The following is an 18,437-nucleotide window of genomic DNA, read 5'->3' as shown; positions in this document are numbered from 1 at the left end:
ACCGGGAGGCGGCCATGTCCGGAGCCCGCCCGCCCGCGCGTGAGCGCCGAGCGGAGCTGAGGGCGCGCGCCGACTACACCGGCGGCGTCTACGGCTCCATGCTCGCCGCCTCGGTGGTGATCGGCGCCGGCACCCTGGGCTCCTTTCCGCGCGTGGAACTGGTCGCGCTGCTGCTGGTGACGGGCCTGGTCTTCTGGGTGGCGCATGTGCACGCCCAGCTGTTCGGCGCCCGGCTGACACAGCACGCCCTGGACCGCCGGACCGTGCTGCACGTGTGCCGTGACGAGTGGCCGATCGTCAACGCGGCCGTCCCGCCGGCCGTGGCGGTGGCCGTCAGCCCGCTTCTGGGGCTGGACGTGTCGGGGGCCTCGTGGCTCGCCCTGTCCGTGGCGGTGGCCGGGCAGGTCGGCTGGTCCGTGGCCGCGGCCCGGCGGGCCGGCGCCTCAAGGTCGCTGATGGCCGTCAGCGCCTCGGTCAATCTGGTGCTCGGTCTGCTGATCGTCCTGTTCAAGCTCGTCGTGACGCACTGACTCCCCGGGCAGAAGGGGGGTCACCTGCGCCGGGTGAGGTGGCCCCCTGCTCACGGCGGGACGATGAGCGCGGCAGGTCTGCCAGCGGCTGTCGGCGGGAGGCAGCACATGCGCTACGAGATCCGCGTCGAAGGACATGTGTCCAAGACCCTGGCGAAGGTTTTTCCGGAACTGGATCACGTGGTCATGTCCGGGCAGACGGTGCTGTTCGGGCCCGTCGTCGACGATGCCCACCTCTACGGCCTGCTGGCCCGCTGCCAGTCCCTCGGCCTGCGGGTGCTGGAGATGCGTCAGCTGCCGGAGTGACCCCGCAGACCGGTCCCGCGCTTCAGAGGCTTCCCGCACTTCAGAGGGTTCCCGCACTTCAGAGGTCGTGCGCCTGCACCCGGCCCGAGCGGACGGCGACGCCCAGCTCCTCGAAGTCCCGGTCGTTCTGATCGGCGTATGCCCCCGCGAACTCGGTCAGCGCACGGTCGAAACTGTCGCCGCCGCCCAGATAGGCCGCGATGGCGACGGGGTCGCCGGAGCGGGCGTGGGCGCGCGCGAGGCTGCCTCCGCACACCTGGCCGAACAGCCGCAGCATGGCGGGGTCCCAGGTCTCCGGGCGTGCGATGCCCTTCCAGTCCCGCAGCTGGCGTACGTAGAAGTCCCGGCCGCGGCCGTCGAGGCCGCTCACGACGTGCGTCCAGCCCAGGAAGATGTCACTGGTCGTCTGGATCAGCCGCTGTCCGGTCACCACACGGCGGCCCTGGTTGTCGAAGCGCTCGCCGCCGGTGTGCGCGGCCAGCACCGACTCCGAGGCCTCCTTGGCCTGGAGCAGCAGGGGATCGTCGTCGTCCCGGCCGAGCAGCAGGATGATCCAGCAGCGGGTGCCGACGCTGCCGACGCCCACCACTTTGCGGGCGATGTCCACCAGGTGGTAGTGGCCCAGCAGGTGCCGGCGCTCGGACGACAGGGTCTTCGTGTACTCCTCGAAGACGGTCTGGAGCTCCTTCTCCTCCTCGCCCGCGGACGAGCCGGCCACGAGGTCCCGCAGCGGGGTGATCAGCGGTGGGTCCGCTGCGATCCGCCGGCCCTCGGAGGTGATCCGGGTCAGCTTGGCGAAGGCCTGGAGGTAGGTGCGGGTGCGTGCCTTCGCCGTCGCAGCGGCCGTCTGGCGCTTGGCGTGCTTGCTCATGGAGGACGCCAGCAGCTTGCGCATGCTGTCGGCGTCGTCCTGCGCGTACCAGATGTCCAGGGTGTGCATACCGGCGAACTCCCGCATCCGCGTCCGGTACGCCTGCACGCACTCCCGTACGGCGCCCTCCTGCTCGGCGGTGGAGAACCCGTTGGCGCGGGCGGCGATCACGAAGCTGGCCGCCAGCCGCTTGACGTCCCACTCGAACGGGCCGGGATACGTCTCGTCGAAGTCGTTGATGTCGAAGACCAGATGGCGCTCCGGGGAGGCCAGCAGCCGGAAGTTCAGCAGATGGGCGTCTCCGCAGAGCTGTGCCGTCAGGCCCGAGTCCGTCATCCGGCCCAGGTCCATCGCCATGATGGCCGCGGCGCCCCGGTAGAAACGGAACGGGGACTCCAGCATCCGGCCGTAGCGGATCGGCACCAACTCCTGGACGCGCTGCGCCGACTGACGCTCGATCACCTCGATCGGATCGGGCCGGTCCGCTCCCGCCTCGAACCGGCCGTGGCCGGAACGCGGGGCGCGCCGCCGGGCGCTTCTGCCGTGTGCCGCCCGCTCCTCGGGCGACAGCGAGGCCGTGAACGCACTCGGTATCGACATGGCTCACCCTCCACCTCCGGGCGGCCGTGGCCCTGCTCCCGCGCAGAGCCGGTCGGCCCTTGAAGCCCAGCTCATCGCCTCAGCCCCGTCCGCGGATCACCCGTGAGGGGTGACCCGGCCCGCGGCGGCGCGCGCGACGCTGGCCGGTGAGGGTGCCGTACACCGTCCCGTCGGTGGCCCGGTTGCCGGCCGTAGCACGCGAGGAGGAGCCATGACCGTTTCGCGTGAACCGGCGCCGGACACCGGGCCTGATCCTCTGGCCGACGGGACGGTTCTCACCGACGACCCGGACACCGAGCGGGTGCTGGCGCAACTCGGCGGCTCGTGGACCTGGCTGCTGGGGTCGGCGGTGGCCACGCTGGTGCCGGGCATCGTGGCCCTGGCCTGGCCGGACGCCACCCTTCATGTGCTGGCGGTGATCATCGGGCTGTATCTGCTGGTCACGGGCGCGTTCCGGTTCGTCTCCTCGTTCGCCCGGGAGCAGGGCGACCGGCATCTGGGTCTGCTCGCCGCGGCGCTGTACGTCCTCGCCGGGGTGCTGTGTCTGCGCCACCCGCTCCAGACCATCGCCGCGCTCTCGCTGATCGTCGGGGCCGTGTGGGTCGTGACGGGCATGCTGACCGCCTGGACGGCGCTTGCCGCCAAGGGCCTGCCGCACCGCGGATTCGTCCTCGGCGCCGGGCTGCTCGGCCTCGTCGCGGGCGTCGTCGTGCTGGCCCTGCCCAGCGAGTCCGCCGTCGTACTGACCCGGCTGCTCGGCCTGTGGCTGCTGCTGCTCGGGCTGACCGAGCTGGGGGTCGCCCTCGCCTGGCGCTCCGCCCTGCACCGGGCAGGCTTCACCCGTCCTGGGTGAGGCCGTTCCCGTTGAGCATGCGCACGCTGAAATCGGCGGGACCGGCACACGAGCACCCCGCCCGGGACGGAGGCAGACGATGAGCACGAGCACGTACCTCGCCTACGACTATCCGCTGCTGAGCATGTTCTGGACGCTGCTGTGGTTCTTCCTGTGGATCATGTGGTTCGTCCTGCTCTTCCGGATCATCGGCGACATCTTCCGCGACGACAGCCTCAGCGGCTGGGGCAAGACCGGCTGGCTGGTCTTCTGCATCGTGCTGCCCTTCCTGGGCGTGTTCGTGTACCTCATCGCCCGCGGCAAGGACATGGGCCGCCGCGAGATCGAACACTCCCAGGCACAGCAGCGGGCGTTCGACGACTACGTCCGCGACCGGGCCGGTGAGAGCAAGCCGTCCAGCAGCGCCGAGGAGCTCGCCAAGCTGTCCGAGATGCGCTCCCACGGCGACATCACGGACGACGAGTTCCGCCGCGCCAAGGACCTCGTGCTGAGCGGCGCCGGTCCCTCGGCCCGCACCGGCTCCACCACTGACTCCTGACGCAGCCGAGTACGCACAAAGGAAGCGAGGCACAACCATGGCCGCCATGCACACCAAGCAGGCGCACGAGACGAAGTACGCCTGGGCCGGGGGCCTGACGGTCTTCGCCGCCGTCATGCTGACCATCGCCGGACTGATCGCCGTCTTCCGCGGGATCATGGGCATCGCCGAGGACGACGTCTTCGTCACCACGCAGAACTACGTCTTCGAGTTCGACGTCACCGGCTGGGGCTGGATCCATCTCATCCTCGGCGCGGTCGCGGTGATCATCGGCATCGGGCTGTTCCAGCCGTCGGTGTGGGCCCGGGTCGGTGGCGTGGCCATCGCAGGGCTGATCATCATCGCCAACTTCCTCTCCCTGCCGTACTACCCGGTGTGGTCGGTCGTGATGATCGCGATGTCCGGGTTCATCATCTGGGCGCTGTGCGTCGCGAAGAAGGAAGACTTCAGCTCGTAGTACCGCGAGTGACGTCGATCGACCGCCTGCTCCGCGGCGGCGGGTGAGCCACCACGCACGCGCGTGCGGGGAGCACGGCGCACAAACCGCTGATGCCGACCGTCCGGGCCTTGCGTCCACCTGCCGTAGGAGGGGCTCGTGAACCAGTACCCACCCATCGCGGACCATGGCATGGTCGGCGATCTCCAGACCGCTGCCCTGGTGTCCTCCGCCGGCACCGTCGACTGGTGGTGCACACCCCGCTTCGACTCGCCCAGCCTGTTCGCCTCGCTCCTGGACAGCGAGCGCGGCGGCCACTGCCGGCTGGCCGCGGAGCTGGACGACGGCGGGATGACCGTGCGCCAGCTGTACCTGTCCGACACGGCCATCCTGGTCACGCGCTTCATGGCGCCGGGCGGAGTCGGTGAGGTCGCCGACTTCATGGTGCCCGTCGAGTCGTCGGCCGCGACGGACCGGCACACGCTGCTCCGGGTCGTCCGGGTCGTCCGCGGCAGCCTGCCCTTCGCGTTCGCCTGCCGCCCGCGCTTCGACTACGGCCGCGCCCCGCACTCCCTGAGCCTGGCGGACGACCACAGCGCCGTCCTGCGCGGGCCCGGGACCGATCTGCACGTGCGCACCAGCGGTGACGTCGACCTGCAGGCCGACGGCGACGACGTCACCGCCCGGTTCACGCTCTCCGCCGGGCAGGTCGCCGCCTTCGTGCTGACCAGCACGGCCGGTGGGGGCGCCGTACCGCCCGCGCCGTCCCTGGAGGAGGTGGCCGGGGAGCTGGAGCACTGCCGGGCCTTCTGGCTGTCGTGGCTGCGGTCGTGCACCTACCGGGGACGCTGGCAGGACATGGTGAACCGGTCGGCGATCACGCTCAAGCTCCTCACCTACGCACCCAGCGGGGCGCCCATCGCGGCCGCCACCATGGGCCTGCCCGAACAGGTCGGCGGCGAGCGCAACTGGGACTACCGCTACACCTGGATCCGCGACGCCTCCCTGTCCGTGCGGTCGCTGATCGATCTGGGTTTCCAGGCCGAGGCCCACTCCTTCCGGCGCTGGCTGCGCGACCGCATCGAGGCCGGACGCACGGCCTCGGGGGACCCCTTGCAGATCATGTACCGGGTCGACGGGGAACCCCATCTGACCGAGGAGATCCTCGACCACCTGGAGGGCTACCAGGGCTCACGACCCGTCAGGGCCGGCAACGCCGCCGCCGACCAGCTCCAGCTCGACATCTACGGCGAGGCCGCGCAAGCCCTGATCGTGGGCAGCGACACGGGCGCGCTGCGCGGCTGGAAGTCGCTGAGCGGCGTGCTGGACTGGCTGTGCGACCACTGGGACCGGCCCGACGAAGGGATCTGGGAGACCCGTGGCGGGCGGCAGAACTTCACCTACAGCCGGCTGATGACATGGGTGGCGTTCGACCGGGGCATCCGCGCGGCCATCTACACCTCCCGCCCCGCCGACATCGAGCGCTGGACCGAAGCCCGCAACGCGGTCTTCCAGCAGATCGTCGAGCGTGGCTGGCACGACAAGCGCCAGGCCTTCGTCCAGCACTTCGACACCGACGTCCTGGACGCCTCGCTGCTGCTCATGCCCCGGGTCGGCTTCGTCTCCGCGCACGACCCGGACTGGCTGAGCACCCTCGACGCCATGAACGAGGAACTCGTCAGCGACAGCCTGGTCTACCGCTACGACCCGGCGGCCTCCCCGGACGGCCTGCGCGGCTCCGAGGGCACCTTCAACCTGTGCAGCTTCCTCTACGTCGAGGCCCTCGCCCGCAGCGGCCGGCTCGCCCAGGCCCGGTACGCCTTCGACAAGATGCTCACCTACGCCAACCACGTCGGGCTGTTCGCCGAGGAGATCGGCCCCTCGGGCGAGCAACTCGGCAACTTCCCCCAGGCGTTCACGCACCTCGCGCTGGTCACCGCGGCGATGGCGCTGGACGAGGAGCTGGGCCGACAGGGCGTCGAGCCGGGAGCGGGCGACCACCTGCACATGACCGTCCGCGGCCTCACCATCCGCCCCGGCCCCCGGGGAGGCTGAGGTGACCGAGCCGGCGCATCCCGCGCCGGACGGCGTTCACGGCCGGGGCCGTGGTGTGCCCCGGTCCTTCGGTTCGGCCGAGCCCGGCGTGACCGTCTCGCCCCGGATCACCCGGGGCGCCGCCGGGTCGTCCTCGTCCCTCGCCGCCCTGGCCTCGGCCTTGAGGATGCGCGCCGACTTGCCGGCCGAACGGGCCAGTTCGGGCAGCTTCTTCGCGCAGAGGACGGCTATGACGACGACAAGGATGATCGCGAGTTCGCTCAGTCCGAACATGGGGTCCTGTCCTCCTGGTGAGCGGGGCCGGGGTGCGGTGGTGTGCCCCTTCGTGCCCCTGAAAACTACATCACTGTAGAAATGAGGGAAGGTCGTCTCCGCCGGGCCGCCTCTGCTTTCCTTACGATGTACCGCTCGATGTATCGCACATGACGTGCAGGTCAGCGGAAGGGAGACAGGGCATGGCGGATCACCGCCAGGGTTCCCGGCGCCGGGGACAGGGCGAGCTGGAGGCGCTGGTCCTGTCGGCACTGACAGAGGCGGACGGACCCGCGACGGCCGGCTGGGTGCAGGAACGGCTCGGCGGGGACCTCGCCTATACGACGGTGATCACGATCCTGACCCGGCTGCTGGCCAAGGGCGCGGTGACCCGGGAGCGGGCCGGGCGCTCCTTCGCGTGGACGCCGGCCTCGGACCAGGCGGGCCTCGCGGCGCACCGGATGCGCAAGGTGCTGGACGCCGAGAGCGACCGGGAGGCGGTGCTGGCCAGCTTCGTCACGGGCCTCGACCCGGACGACGAGCGGCTGCTGCGCGACCTGCTGGGGCAGTCCGGGGGCGCGGGCCGGTCCCCGGGCGAAGGGGAAGTCTGACGCCGCATGGGGGTCTTCGTCTTTCTGCCGCTCGTCCTGCCGCTCACGGCATGGCCGATCGCCCGCCTGGCCGAGCAGCATCTGCATCCCCGCACCGCCACGCGACTGCTCACCGCCGTCGCCGCGGTGATGGCGGCGTGCAGCACCGTGTGCCTGGCCCTGGTGATGGTGGTGGGCACCGCCCAACTGCCCGGCAACCCACTGCCCGACGGCTGGTCGGACCCGGAGGTACGGGCGGCGGTGCCCTACGACGAGGTCGTCGGCAAGGCGGCGATCCCGGCGCTGTGTGCGGTGGTCGTGGCCTGCGCCCGGACCTTGTGGCGGCACGGCCGGGTACGCCGCCGCGCCCACCGGGCGCTGGCCGGGCTGCCGGGGACCGGGGTGGCCGTACTGCCCGACGCGTTGCCGTACGCGTACGCGCTGCCCGGCGGACGACGCGACCGCGTGGTGGTGACCACTGGCCTGCTGGACCACCTCGAACCCGCCGAACGCCGGGCGCTGTTCGCCCATGAGCGGGCCCATCTGAGCGAGCGGCACCACCGTTTCCTGCTCGCCGTCCAGCTGGCCGCCCGCGCCAACCCGTTCCTGCGCCCGCTGCGTACGGCGGTGTCGTACACGGCGGAGCGCTGGGCGGACGAGGCCGCGGCCCAGCAGGTCGGCAGCCGGCGGACGGTGGCGTGCGCGATCGGCCGGGCGGCGCTGGTGTCCCGGGGCGCGCCGGTCGCGACACTGGCCGGCTTCGCGGCGCCGGGGCCGGTGCCGCGCCGGGTGGCCGCGCTGCTCGGGCCGGCCCCCGTGGCGCGCCACTGGCCGTCGCTGTTCACGTCGGTGGGGCTTGCGGTGTGGGTCGCGGCCGTGGGGACGGCCGTATCGGCGATGTCGTCGGCGAACTCGGCGGTGACGATGGTCCTCATCCTGCACGCGGCGACGCCGCTGTGACCGGACCGGCCGCTGTGACCGGACTGAGGTGATCGGGCCGTTCAGGCAACGGAATCGACGGAGTTCGCCGTCTGTTCATGGGGGGACGGCTGTGAGCGAGGGGGAGGGGCGCAGTGAGCGGATCGGGGAAACGGCGGCGTACGCAGGACGGGGCCGGTGCGGGCAAGGCCCGGCTGACCCGGCGGGGGCGGATACTGGCGTGGAGCGCGGGGGTGACCTCGGCGGTCGTCCTCGGTGTCGCCGGAGTGGGCGCCTGGGTCTACCAGGACCTCGACGGCAACATCAGGTCGGCCGACGTCGACGACAAGATCGGCGGCGACCGGCCGGTCAATCTCAGCCCCGGCTCGAAGAACATCCTCGTCGTCGGCTCCGACAGCCGCGACGGCGCCAACGCGAAGTACGGCAAGGACCTGACCACCATGCAGTCGGACACGCTGATGGTGCTGCACGTGCCCGCGAACCGGAAATGGGCCACCGTCCTGTCCTTCCCCCGCGACTCCTGGGTGGGGATACCGGCCTGCGACAAGGGCGACGGCAGCACCTCCTCCCCGCACCACTACAAGATCAACGAAGCCTTCGCGATCGGCGGCACCGGCGGCGAGGTCGCCGGAGCGGCCGCCTGCTCCATCAAGACGGTCGAGGCCAACACCGGCCTGCGCATAGACAACTTCATGTCCGTCGACTTCCAGGGCTTCAAGGGCATGGTCGACGCCTTGGACGGCATCGAGGTCTGCCCCGAGCAGGCCATCCACTCCAAGAAGGCCCGGCTCGACCTGGAGCCCGGCTGCCAGACCGTCCGCGGGGAGCAGGCGCTCGGCTATGTGCGGGTCCGCTACGGCGTCGGCGACGGCTCCGACATCGGCCGCATCGGGCGCCAGCAGGAGTTCATGAACGCCCTGACCGAGAAGGCACAGTCCAAGCTGACCAGCCCGAACTCGCTCTACGGCTTCCTGCGGTCCGCCACCAAGTCCCTGACCACGGACCCCGATCTGGCCGGCATCAGGCCGCTGTACTCCCTCGCCTCGGAACTCAAGGGCATCCCGAGCGACCGCCTGACCTTCCTCACGGTCCCCAACTACCCGCGTGAGGCGGACGTCGCCACCGACAAGGCCAATGTCGTCTGGCAGTACCCGCAGGCCACCGAACTGTTCACGGCCCTGGCCAAGGACAAGGAGGTCGACAAGAAGCGGCTGGACGCGGAAGCGAAGAACCCGCTGTACGCCTCCGCCGTGCGCGTGCAGGTCCTCAACGGCACCTCGGTCCAGGGCCTGGCCGGCACCGTCGCGGAGAAACTGCGCACGGCCGGCGTCACCGTCACCGGCACGGGCAACGCGCCCGAGAACACCGGCGCCACGACGGTCAGTTACCCGGCGGGTCTGGAGAAACAGGCGAAGGCGCTCGCCGCACGGCTGCCCGGGGTGCGGGCCACACCGGCGTCGGACGCGACCGCGGGTGTGGTCACGCTGGTCGTCGGCAAGGGCCTCGACATCGGGCGCATCCGCTGACGGGCCGTGCCGGACGGGCCCCGCTCGGGTCCGTCAGGCACGGGTGCGAGGCCGGTCAGAGGTCGAACTCGTGCGGCGGCAGACCGAGCGCGTAGCACGCCTCGCGGACCACGGCCTGCTCGTCCTTGTCGAAGTCGCCGTCGGCGCCGCCGATGACGATGCCGATCTGGATGACTGCACGCGCCTCGGCGGGCTTCTTCTTCGCCTTGGCGACCTCCTGCATCACGCTCACCTTGCCGAAGTCGAAGTCGGTGGTGAGCCGGTCCAGGTTCTCCTCGAAGCGGCGGCGCAGATCGTCGGCGGGGAAGTTCTGCAACACCTCGTTCGTGGCGATCAGTTGGGCGACGCGCTGCCGCTCGGAGGGGTCGACGGTGCCGTCCGCCGCGGCGACGAGCGCGCACATCGCCATGCTCGCGTCGCGGAAGGCACCGCTCTTGAGGTCGTTCTTCCTTGCCACCAGCTGGGTCTGCATCGTCGATGCGGACTCCTTGATGCGGTCCCACAGGGCCATGAGAGCTCCATACGATGAGTAATTTCTACACTGCTGTAGAAGTTACCAGGTGTGCGAGGAGCGGGCTCAGCCCTCCTCCCTCCTCGGCACGGACCGCTCCTCACCCTCGCCCTCGCCCGAGCCGGGACGCCTTCTCCTTCCGGCCCACCGCCCCTTCGGGGGTTGAGCCAAGCCTCAACGGTGTGTTTAGGGTGCTGGCAATGCTCCCCACTCACGCCACACCGGCAACCGACGCCACTGCCGTACCGGAACCGCGGTCCGCAGGAACGACGGCGAGACCGGCGCCGGCGCGGCGGGACCCGTTCCTCGACAACGCCAAGTACCTGGCGATCGTCCTGGTCGCGGTGGGCCACGCCTGGGAGCCCCTGCGCGAGGGAAACAGGTCGATCACCGCCCTGTACACGCTCGTGTACGCCTTCCACATGCCGGTGTTCGCCGTGATCGCGGGCCATTTATCGCGCGGCTTCGAGGCGAGCCCCGGGAAACTCGCGGGCCTGCTGAAGCGCACGGCGCTGCCCTACGTGGTCTTCGAGACGGCGTACACCTTCTTCACCCGCTGGACCAGCGAGGACCCCGACCGCCCGGTCACCCTCCTCGACCCCCTCTACCTCACCTGGTTCCTGGCGGCGCTGTTCATCTGGCGCCTGACGGCACCGGTCTGGAGGCTCGTACGCCGGCCGCTTCCCGTCGCCCTGACGATCGCCGCCCTCGCGACGCTCACCCCCTCCCTCGGCAACGACCTCGACCTGCAACGCGTCCTGCAGTTCCTGCCGTACTTCGTGCTGGGCCTCGTCCTCAAGCCCGAGCACCTCCACCGGCTGCACCACCGCAGGACACGCCTCCTGGCCGTGCCGCTCTTCGCCGGCGCGCTGACCTTCGCCTACTGGGCGGTCCCGCGCATGAACTACGCCTGGTTCTTCCACAACGACAGCGCCACAGCCCTCGGGGCACCGGCCTGGTCCGGCCCGATCATGACCCTGGCGGCCTTCGGCTGCTCGGTGACGCTGACCGCCGGCTTCCTCGCCCTGGTGCCACGGGACAGAAGGTGGTTCACGACCCTGGGCGCGGGCACCCTGTACGCCTACCTCCTCCACGGCTTCATCGCCCAGGCGGCCGAGCACGGGGACTGGTACGCCGGGCCCTGGCTCCACCACCCCGCCGGCGAGGCCACGGTCACCCTGCTGGCAGCCACGATCATGACCACCCTGTGCGCACCGCCCGTACAGCGGCCATTGCGCGGCCTGCTGGAACGCGCGGCGAGGTGGGCATTTCCACCGGGGTCGCCACGGCAAAGCTCCAGGCAACCGCCGACCGCTACTGGCGCTACGAATTCAGAGGAACGATGACAACAAGCGCGGTCAAGGCAACGGGCGACTTCGCGGACGTCCGCCAGCCACCCCCGGGCGCCACTCACGCAAAACAGGTGAGGCTCCTACGAATTCCGTAGGAGCCTCACCTGCTGCTCTGGCTGTCGGGGTGGCGGGATTTGAACCCACGACCTCTTCGTCCCGCATAATGTGCGGAAAGATCGCTGACCAGGATCGTTGAGTATATGTGCAGGTCAGGGCCTTGGTGTGCATTGGTCGGCGTGGGTGCGGCGCGGCATCATTTTCTTGATCCACTCCCCGTTCACTCCCCAGGGCCGTGGGCCCGGACGGGGGGAATGCCAGATGCTGTCTCAGCTGATCTGGTCCGGCTCCGCTGCCTCGAACTGATACCGCGCGTGCACGCCGCGACGGACGACGAGCCATTCCTGGATCCCGTGAGCACCCCACGACGCGTCCCCCCGCCAAGGGCTTCTTATCCGGCGTCACGGGGACGGCCCGGGACGTCCACCGATTGTCTTCGGTGAGCCCGGCGTAGTACGGAGGTTTGCCTTCCTCATCCGTGTGTACGCGGGAAGCGAACTCCCGCAGGCCGCAGCAGCCATCCTCGGCCGTGTCCAGTGGGTATCGTTCCGCACGTGGGCGGCGGGGCGCCCTGATGGGGGGAGCTGTGGTGACGAACAGCGAGCGGTCGCGGCTGGTCGCGACCGAGGGTGGCCATCGGGTGACACCGGCGGAACTCTTCTTCGACCTGGTGTTCGTGTACGCGATCACGCAGGTCACGGCGCTGATGTCGGCCGACCCGAGCGGGCTGCGGCTGCTCGGCGGGATGGTCGCGCTGGCGCTGCTGTGGTGGTGCTGGTGCTGTTTCGCCTGGTTGGGGAACGTGGTGCGGGCCGACTCCGGCGCGATGTTCACCGTATTGGTGTCCGTCATGGCCGTCGTCCTGATCGTGTCGCTGGCCGTGCCTGAGGTCTACGATGACGCCCCTGGCGGACTGTCCGCCCCGCTGGTCTTCGTCCTTTGCTACGGCGCCGTCCGCGTCCTCCACCTGGTCACCTACTGGCTCTCCGACCCCACCGACCAGGCCCTGCACCGCGTCCTGCGCCGCACGGCTCTGCTCTCGGTGGCCCCGCCCTTCGCCCTGCTCCTCGTGGGCGCGGCCTTCACCGGCCTGACTCAGATCCTGATCTGGCTCGCTGCGGTGGCCATCGACTACCTGGGCATCTTCCTCACCGGAAATTCGGGCTGGCGAGTCGCCTCCCCCGGCCACTTCGCCGAACGTCACGGCCTGATCGTCATCATCGCCCTCGGCGAGTCGATCGTCGCAATCGGCGTCGGCATGTCCGGCTTCCCCCTGAGCGCCCCTGTCTTGGCCGCCGCCGCACTGGGACTGCTCGTCGCCGCCGGCCTGTTTCGCCTGTACTTCCGTCAGGTCGCCGAGGCAGCCGAGCACCGGCTGACCACTCTGACCGGCGACGACCGTACCCGGCTGGCCCGTGACGCGTACACCTTCCTCCACCTGCCGCTGGTGGCCGGAGTCGTCATCACGGCCCTCGGCATGAAGAAGGTCCTCCACCAGGTCGCCGACACCAGCCACTACGACCTGGCCGAGCCCCTGCACGGTGTCGTCGCCTGGGCCCTGCCCGGAGGCGTCGGTGTGTTCCTCCTCGCCTCGGCGGCCCTCCTTCTCCGCACCGCGAACCACCGCTCCCCGGTCTTCCTCGTTGGCGCGGCCGTCTGCCTCGCCGTCGGCCCCGCTGTCACCCTCGTCCCGTCCCTTGTAGCCCTGGCCCTCCTGGCCGCGCTGGTGACGGCCCTGTTCCTCGTCCAGGACCGCATAGCCCAGCCGCGCGTGACCGCGACCAGTTGAGGCCTGAGTGGGCCGACCACTGGGGTACGTACCAATCGAACCAGATCACCTGAGACAGGGGCCAGATCGACAGAGACGGGACAGTCAGTCTTCGGTGAGACGAAACAACAGTTGTTGTCCTGTGCCACCGAAGGTTGAGCGTGTGCCATCGAACTTTGATCACACAGGCCAGGAAGCATCCTCAAGGTGGCGTGAAGAGGCGATCTACGCTGTCGTAGGAGGGTGACCGCGCCGGTCGGAGTGTCTGGGGCGGTGTTCCTACTCCCGGTGCAGCTCAGTATCTTCGCCGTGCCCAACCCGGCCGTCACGCCCACCAACCTGCTCTACAACGTGGTAGCGGGACCCGGCGCCCTGCTGCGCTACCGGCGCAACGGCGCCTTGACCGGACCGCTCGTACGTCGCCTTGTGCTGGGCACTCTGCCCGGCGTGGTCCTCGGAGCGGTCATCCGCGTGCTCGCCCTGCCCGGCCCGCGCGTCTTCCGCCTCTTGGTCGCAGCGCTGATGCTGCCGCTCGGCATCTGGCTCATCGCCCGGACCCTGCACCCCGCGCCCTCGGAGATCCGACGTCCCGAGCCTGCACCTCGGACGGTCACAGCCCTAGCGCTCTCGGTCGGGGTCGTAGGTGGCATCTACGGCATCGGCGGCGGCTCGATCCTCGGCCCCATCCTCGTCGGCCGCGGCCTTCCCGTCGCCAAGGTCGCCCCAGCCGCGCTCGCCTCTACCTTCGCCACCTCTCTGGTCGGCGCTTCCACCTACGCCCTGCTGTCCCTGGCCCACAGCGGCAGCATCGCCCCCGACTGGTTCCTCGGCCTGGCCTGTGGCCTCGGCGGCCTCGTCGGCGGCTACCTCGGCGCCCGCCTCCAGCCGCACCTGCCCGAGACCTTCCTCCGCCTCCTCCTCGGCACCCTGGCCTCCGCACTTGGCGCCGTCTACGCGATCAACGCACTGCGCTGATCTGCTCGATCAACCTTCGCTGTCACGGAGCGATCAGTCGTCAAACATCGGTGGCGCACGCTCAACGTTCGGTGGCACAGGACAACAGGGCTTCAGGGGTGTCGGTGACGGCCGGTGCCGTCACAACGACCACGCCCGTCGCGAAGTTCCCCAGCACCCGCCGGAACTCGGCCTGTGGGATCGGCGCCCGCTCGTCCTCCGCGACGCATCGCAGCTGCGGGCGCGGGAGGGCTGTCACGGGCGGCGCGTCGGCCGACCTGAGGTAGCGGACGGCGGCTGCCGCCATTCCTGCATGTCCCATCACGACATCCATTGAAACTGACGCTCCGTCAGAAGTGAAGGCCCGGAACGGAACCGGCCGCCCCCGATCGGATGGGGCCTGCCGGTTCAGCGGCCACGGAAGCGCGGCTCGCGTCGCTCCACGAAGCTCGCCACTCCCTCCCGTGCGTCCTTGGTCGTCATGTTGATCTCCTGCGCCGCCGCCTCCGCCGCGAAGGCGGCGGCTCGGTCGGAGTCGAGGGAGGCGTTCACGAGCTGCTTGGTGAGGGCGAGCGCGCGGGTCGGGCCGGTGGCCAGACGCTCCGCCCACGCGCGGGCCGTCCTGTCCAACTCGCCGTCCGGGAGCACCCGGTTGACCAGGCCCAGCCGCTCCGCCTCCGCGGCGCTGAGCGCGTCGCCGAAGAACATGAGCTCCTTGGCGCGCTGCGGGCCTATGAGGCGGGGGAGGAGATAGGCGCCGCCGCCGTCGGGGACGAGGCCGCGTCGTACGAACACCTCGATGAACCGTGCCGACTCCGCGGCCAGTACGAGATCGCAGGCCAACGCCAGATGTGCGCCGAGGCCGGCCGCCGTGCCGTTGACGGCGGCGATCACCGGCTTCTCGCAGTCCAGCACGGCCGCGATCAGCCGCTGGGCGCCGAGCCGGATCGTCCGGGCGACATCGCCAGGCACCCGCTCACCGGCCGCCGACCCGCCCCGCAGATCCGCCCCGGCGCAGAAACCGCGGCCCGTTCCGGTCAGTACGACGGCCCGTACGGCGGGGTCCGCCGAGGCTTCGGCGAGCAGGTGGATGATGCGTTCGCGCTGGTCAGGGGTGATGGCGTTGAGGGCCTCGGGGCGGTTGAGGGTGATACGGCAGACCCGATTGTCAGTGGCGTGCAGTACCAATGAATCCACGGAGTTTCCGGGCACACGGGGGGAACCGGGCATGTCCATCTCATCGTCGGCAGCCTCATCGGCGGCTGTCATCTCGTCGCGGCCGTCCATGTCAGCGGCACACCGCCAACGCGTCCAGCGCCACCGCGCCCTGCCCCCTGGGCAGCACCATCAGCGGGTTGATGTCGAGCTCCGCGAGATCGTCCCCGAGCTCCAGCACCATGCGCTGCACCCTCAGGACGACCTCCACGAGCGCATCGAGATCCGCCGGGGGCCGCCCCCTGACCCCGTCGAGGAGGGCCCGCCCGCGCAGTTCGGCGCACATGTCCCGGGCCTGCTCCTCCCCGAAGGGCGGCACACGTACGGCGGTGTCGTTCAGCACCTCCACGAGCACCCCGCCGAGCCCGACCGTCACGGTCGGTCCGAACAGCTCGTCGTGCGCGGCGCCCACGACCATCTCGACGCCCCGCTCGACCATCTGGCAGACCAGGACGCCGTCCAGGGAGACGTCCTCGTAGCGGGCGATGTCGGTCAACTCGCGGTAGGCGTCGCGGACCTGGCTGGCCGAGGTCAGCTCGATCTTGACCAGGCCGAGCTCGGTCTTGTGGGCGATCCGCGCGCCGGACGCCTTCATCACCACGGGGTAGCCCACCAGCCCCGCGGCCCGTACGGCCGCCGCCGCGCTGGTCACCAACTGCTCACGCGGGACCCGGATTCCGTACGCCCGCAGCAGCTGCTTCGCCGCGTGCTCGCTCAGCTGCTGGCCCGGGCGCATCAGTGCCTGCGCCTTGCGGTAGGACGGCGAGAGGGCGCGGGGCGCCTCGTCGAAGGGGGAGCGGTAGCCGGCGACGAAGCGGTGGTGGTCGAGGTAGGCGCGCACTGCGGTGATGCAGTTCGCCACCGTGCGGAAGGTGGCCACGCGCGAGGAGCCGAGCAGGACCTCGCGGTAGGCCGGCTCGGTGCCCACCGGCGACCCCCACACCACACAGACCAGCTTGTCCGTCCGCTCGGCGGCGTCGACCAGGTCCTGGACGAGCCGGTCGCTGAGGGGAGGGAAGGGGCCGGTGACGGGGCAGATCAGCACCCCGACCTCGGGGTCGTCGAGGATCGCGTCGATGATCTTCCGGCCGCGCCAGTCGCCGACGGGATGACCGCCGTTGTCGACCGGGTTGGCCACGCTCAGGTACTCGGGTATCCACTGGTGCAGCTCGGCCTGCTTGGCCTCCGACAGCGCCGGCAGCCTCAGCCCCGCCTCGGTCGCCAGGTCCGCGAAGTGCGCGCCCGTGCCGCCCGAGATCGAATAGACGACGACACCTTCGGTGCGCGGCGGCCGGGCGCGGGCCAACAGGGCGGCGGTGTCCTGGAGTTCGTCGAGGCCGTCGACCCGGATCACGCCGTACTGGCGCATCGCCGCGTCCACCACCGCGTCCGCGCCGGTCAGCTTGCCGGTGTGTGAGGCGGCCGTGCGGGCGCCGGTCTCGGTGCGGCCGACCTTGACGGCCACGACGGGCACCTTGCGGCGGGCGGCGCGGTCGGCGGCCAGCAGGAAGGCACGGCCGTCCTTGAGACCCTCCACGTAGCAGGCGATGGCGCCGACCTCGGGCCGCTCGGCGAAGTAGGAGATGAAGTCGGCGCTCTCCAGGTCGGCCTCGTTGCCGGTGGGCGCCCAGTGGGACAGCCGGATGCCGAGCTCCTGGAGGGCGAAGACGGGGCGGCCCTGGTGGCCGGACTGCGTGATCAGGGCGATCGCGGGTCCGTCGAGGTCGTCGCGGAACCGCTCGAAGGCGTTGAGGTTGGTGTTGGGACCGAGCAGCCGCATCCCGGACCGCTCGACGGCGGCGGTGAGCCGGTCCTGTGCGGCGGCCCCCTCCTCACCGGTCTCCGCGAACCCGGAGGCGAAGGCGACGGCGAACTTCACCTTGGTCTCGGCCAGTTCCTCGATCACCGGCAGAGGGTCGGCGACCAGCAGCACAGCGAGATCGACCTGCTCGGGCAGGTCGGCGACGGAAGGGGAGCACGGGATGCCGAAGACCGACGGTCGGCTCGGGTGCACCGGGTGGAGCCGGGCGCCGACCCGCTCGGACCAGGCGATCAACTGGCGGGTGACACCGGTGTTCGGCCGGCCCTCGGCGTCGGAGGCGCCGATCACGGCGACCGACTCCGGCCGGAAGAGACGGTCAAGATCGGGCACGTCCGCATAGAGGGGACGGCCGCTGACGTCGAGATCGTCGGGCTCGGCAGGCCGGCCGTGGACGGCGGGCCCGGGCTGCTCGCCACAGGCGATGACCCGGGCCCGGCGGGAGTCGGTGGTGAGGGTGCCGTGGGTTGATCCAAGCATCGGTCCGCCCGCTCCTGTGTGACAGCGATTAACTGACGCAGTGTCAGATTAAAGGAACTGACGCCAAGTCAGGAACGGTTGTGCACGCAAAGTTGAACGGGAGCCGTGCAGGGATGATGCCGCGGCGCGCGCTCACAGCACCGCCAGCACCTCCTTCGCCACCCGCTCACCCGACCGCACCGCCCCGTCCATGAAGCCCATCCAGTACGTGGAGGTCTCCGTCCCGGCCCAGTGGATGCCGCCGACCGGCTCGCGCAGGGCGGGGCCGTACTGGGTCAGGACTCCGGGTGCGGCGATGGAGACGGGGCCGCCGCGGGTGTAGGCCTCGTTGTTCCAGCGTTGCAGCACGAAGGAGGTGGGGGAGGCCGCTTTCTCGCCGAAGTACGTCACGTAGTCCTTCAGCACGGCCGCCCTGACCTCGGCCTCGCTCGCCGCGTCGAGCCGCCGGGCCTCGTCGGCCTCGATGAAGCCCATCAGCGCGCCGTAGGAGGCGTCGGGAGGGGAGTTGTCGAAGGTGGAGCTGATCACCCCGGTGTCGCTGACGACCTGGCCGTTGAGTCCGTCGGCACGCCAGAAGGGGGTGTCGTAGATCGCGATGGCCTTGCCGACCGAGGCCATCGGCAGACGCTGGGTGAGCTGGTCGCGGGCGGCCGTGCTGAAGGACTACGTGACGTACTTCGGCGAGAAAGCGGCCTCCCCCACCTCCTTCGTGCTGCAACGCTGGAACAACGAGGCCTACACCCGCGGCGGCCCCGTCTCCATCGCCGCACCCGGAGTCCTGACCC

Annotated in this window: 17 protein-coding genes and 3 pseudogenes; 13 read left to right on the top strand and 7 right to left on the bottom strand. The window is 70.6% G+C overall.

The window, feature by feature from the left end:
• Positions 1 to 14: 14 nt before the first annotated feature.
• On the top strand, positions 15 to 530 hold the full coding sequence (locus EAO75_RS39675) for a hypothetical protein (RefSeq protein ID WP_147999899.1): 516 nt from the start codon (positions 15 to 17) through the stop codon (positions 528 to 530).
• Between the two features lie 108 nt (positions 531 to 638).
• Positions 639 to 836, top strand: a complete 198-nt coding sequence (locus EAO75_RS39670; RefSeq protein ID WP_147999898.1) for a hypothetical protein — start codon at positions 639 to 641, stop codon at positions 834 to 836.
• A 58-nt stretch (positions 837 to 894) separates the two neighbouring features.
• Here EAO75_RS39670 and EAO75_RS39665 read toward each other — a convergent pair whose 3' ends face one another.
• Entirely contained in the window at positions 895 to 2,307 is a 1,413-nt protein-coding gene (locus tag EAO75_RS39665; protein ID WP_147999897.1) for a DUF2252 domain-containing protein, read from the bottom strand.
• A 211-nt stretch (positions 2,308 to 2,518) separates the two neighbouring features.
• On the opposite strand from EAO75_RS39665, the gene EAO75_RS39660 reads away from it, so the two are divergent.
• From EAO75_RS39660 to EAO75_RS39645, 4 genes are all read left to right on the top strand, one after another.
• Entirely contained in the window at positions 2,519 to 3,160 is a 642-nt protein-coding gene (locus EAO75_RS39660; RefSeq protein ID WP_147999896.1) for an HdeD family acid-resistance protein, read from the top strand.
• 79 nt (positions 3,161 to 3,239) lie between these two features.
• Entirely contained in the window at positions 3,240 to 3,698 is a 459-nt protein-coding gene (locus EAO75_RS39655) for an SHOCT domain-containing protein (RefSeq protein WP_147999895.1), read from the top strand.
• A gap of 37 nt (positions 3,699 to 3,735) precedes the next feature.
• Positions 3,736 to 4,155 (top strand): hypothetical protein, encoded by a 420-nt coding sequence (locus EAO75_RS39650; RefSeq protein ID WP_147999894.1) that lies wholly within the window; start codon positions 3,736 to 3,738, stop codon positions 4,153 to 4,155.
• A gap of 138 nt (positions 4,156 to 4,293) precedes the next feature.
• Positions 4,294 to 6,189, top strand: coding sequence for a glycoside hydrolase family 15 protein (locus tag EAO75_RS39645; RefSeq protein ID WP_147999893.1), 1,896 nt, complete (start codon positions 4,294 to 4,296; stop codon positions 6,187 to 6,189).
• A 36-nt stretch (positions 6,190 to 6,225) separates the two neighbouring features.
• Here EAO75_RS39645 and EAO75_RS39640 read toward each other — a convergent pair whose 3' ends face one another.
• Complete coding sequence (locus EAO75_RS39640; RefSeq protein ID WP_147999892.1) at positions 6,226 to 6,462, bottom strand: twin-arginine translocase TatA/TatE family subunit; 237 nt, start codon at positions 6,460 to 6,462, stop codon at positions 6,226 to 6,228.
• Positions 6,463 to 6,644: 182 nt separating this feature from the next.
• Between EAO75_RS39640 and EAO75_RS39635 the strand changes: the two genes are divergently transcribed.
• The 3 genes from EAO75_RS39635 (at position 6,645) to EAO75_RS39625 (ending at position 9,496) form a co-directional block, all read left to right on the top strand.
• Positions 6,645 to 7,052 carry a BlaI/MecI/CopY family transcriptional regulator gene (locus EAO75_RS39635; protein ID WP_147999891.1) on the top strand — a complete coding sequence of 136 codons (408 nt, stop codon included), beginning with the start codon at positions 6,645 to 6,647 and terminating at the stop codon, positions 7,050 to 7,052.
• 6 nt (positions 7,053 to 7,058) lie between these two features.
• Positions 7,059 to 7,991: a M56 family metallopeptidase gene (locus EAO75_RS39630; protein WP_147999890.1), complete on the top strand. Its 933-nt coding sequence runs from the start codon at positions 7,059 to 7,061 to the stop codon at positions 7,989 to 7,991.
• Positions 7,992 to 8,104: 113 nt separating this feature from the next.
• Positions 8,105 to 9,496 carry an LCP family protein gene (locus EAO75_RS39625; protein ID WP_187284762.1) on the top strand — a complete coding sequence of 464 codons (1,392 nt, stop codon included), beginning with the start codon at positions 8,105 to 8,107 and terminating at the stop codon, positions 9,494 to 9,496.
• A gap of 55 nt (positions 9,497 to 9,551) precedes the next feature.
• Here the strand turns inward: EAO75_RS39625 and EAO75_RS39620 are convergent, their stop codons facing one another.
• Entirely contained in the window at positions 9,552 to 10,007 is a 456-nt protein-coding gene (locus EAO75_RS39620) for a tellurite resistance TerB family protein (RefSeq protein WP_147999889.1), read from the bottom strand.
• 200 nt (positions 10,008 to 10,207) lie between these two features.
• Between EAO75_RS39620 and EAO75_RS39615 the strand changes: the two genes are divergently transcribed.
• From EAO75_RS39615 to EAO75_RS39605, 3 genes are all read left to right on the top strand, one after another.
• Entirely contained in the window at positions 10,208 to 11,353 is a 1,146-nt protein-coding gene (locus EAO75_RS39615) for an acyltransferase family protein (RefSeq protein ID WP_147999888.1), read from the top strand.
• A gap of 652 nt (positions 11,354 to 12,005) precedes the next feature.
• Positions 12,006 to 13,205, top strand: coding sequence for a low temperature requirement protein A (locus EAO75_RS39610; protein WP_261989609.1), 1,200 nt, complete (start codon positions 12,006 to 12,008; stop codon positions 13,203 to 13,205).
• Between the two features lie 222 nt (positions 13,206 to 13,427).
• Positions 13,428 to 14,159, top strand: a complete 732-nt coding sequence (locus tag EAO75_RS39605; protein ID WP_147999886.1) for a sulfite exporter TauE/SafE family protein — start codon at positions 13,428 to 13,430, stop codon at positions 14,157 to 14,159.
• A gap of 94 nt (positions 14,160 to 14,253) precedes the next feature.
• Here the strand turns inward: EAO75_RS39605 and EAO75_RS39600 are convergent.
• From EAO75_RS39600 to EAO75_RS39585, 4 genes and pseudogenes are all read right to left on the bottom strand, one after another.
• Positions 14,254 to 14,445, bottom strand: a pseudogene (locus EAO75_RS39600) (flavin reductase); the annotation flags it as partial.
• 101 nt (positions 14,446 to 14,546) lie between these two features.
• Entirely contained in the window at positions 14,547 to 15,368 is an 822-nt protein-coding gene (locus EAO75_RS39595) for an enoyl-CoA hydratase/isomerase family protein (RefSeq protein WP_261989608.1), read from the bottom strand.
• Between the two features lie 58 nt (positions 15,369 to 15,426).
• Positions 15,427 to 17,652 (bottom strand): acetate--CoA ligase family protein, encoded by a 2,226-nt coding sequence (locus EAO75_RS39590; RefSeq protein WP_147999885.1) that lies wholly within the window; start codon positions 17,650 to 17,652, stop codon positions 15,427 to 15,429.
• 132 nt (positions 17,653 to 17,784) lie between these two features.
• Positions 17,785 to 18,303: pseudogene (locus tag EAO75_RS39585) on the bottom strand (flavin monoamine oxidase family protein); the annotation flags it as partial.
• Here EAO75_RS39585 and EAO75_RS39580 point away from each other — a divergent pair.
• Positions 18,248 to 18,437, top strand: a pseudogene (locus EAO75_RS39580) (hypothetical protein); the annotation flags it as partial. The pseudogenes EAO75_RS39585 and EAO75_RS39580 overlap by 56 nt on opposite strands.

It is taken from the genome of Streptomyces sp. UW30 (genome assembly GCF_008042075.1).
Taxonomy (GTDB): domain Bacteria; phylum Actinomycetota; class Actinomycetes; order Streptomycetales; family Streptomycetaceae; genus Streptomyces.
This window is presented reverse-complemented; position numbering and strand designations above follow the sequence as displayed.

What these genes read in the sequence shown, in the direction of transcription:
- EAO75_RS39675 (WP_147999899.1), top strand. Translation starts at nt 15, where the DNA reads ATGTCCGGAGCCCGCCCGCCCGCGCGTGAGCGCCGAGCGGAGCTGAGG.
- EAO75_RS39670 (WP_147999898.1), top strand. Translation starts at nt 639, where the DNA reads ATGCGCTACGAGATCCGCGTCGAAGGACATGTGTCCAAGACCCTGGCG.
- EAO75_RS39665 (WP_147999897.1), bottom strand. Translation starts at nt 2,307, where the DNA reads ATGTCGATACCGAGTGCGTTCACGGCCTCGCTGTCGCCCGAGGAGCGG.
- EAO75_RS39660 (WP_147999896.1), top strand. Translation starts at nt 2,519, where the DNA reads ATGACCGTTTCGCGTGAACCGGCGCCGGACACCGGGCCTGATCCTCTG.
- EAO75_RS39655 (WP_147999895.1), top strand. Translation starts at nt 3,240, where the DNA reads ATGAGCACGAGCACGTACCTCGCCTACGACTATCCGCTGCTGAGCATG.
- EAO75_RS39650 (WP_147999894.1), top strand. Translation starts at nt 3,736, where the DNA reads ATGGCCGCCATGCACACCAAGCAGGCGCACGAGACGAAGTACGCCTGG.
- EAO75_RS39640 (WP_147999892.1), bottom strand. Translation starts at nt 6,462, where the DNA reads ATGTTCGGACTGAGCGAACTCGCGATCATCCTTGTCGTCGTCATAGCC.
- EAO75_RS39635 (WP_147999891.1), top strand. Translation starts at nt 6,645, where the DNA reads ATGGCGGATCACCGCCAGGGTTCCCGGCGCCGGGGACAGGGCGAGCTG.
- EAO75_RS39630 (WP_147999890.1), top strand. Translation starts at nt 7,059, where the DNA reads ATGGGGGTCTTCGTCTTTCTGCCGCTCGTCCTGCCGCTCACGGCATGG.
- EAO75_RS39620 (WP_147999889.1), bottom strand. Translation starts at nt 10,007, where the DNA reads ATGGCCCTGTGGGACCGCATCAAGGAGTCCGCATCGACGATGCAGACC.
- EAO75_RS39615 (WP_147999888.1), top strand. Translation starts at nt 10,208, where the DNA reads ATGCTCCCCACTCACGCCACACCGGCAACCGACGCCACTGCCGTACCG.
- EAO75_RS39595 (WP_261989608.1), bottom strand. Translation starts at nt 15,368, where the DNA reads ATGCCCGGTTCCCCCCGTGTGCCCGGAAACTCCGTGGATTCATTGGTA.
- EAO75_RS39590 (WP_147999885.1), bottom strand. Translation starts at nt 17,652, where the DNA reads ATGCTTGGATCAACCCACGGCACCCTCACCACCGACTCCCGCCGGGCC.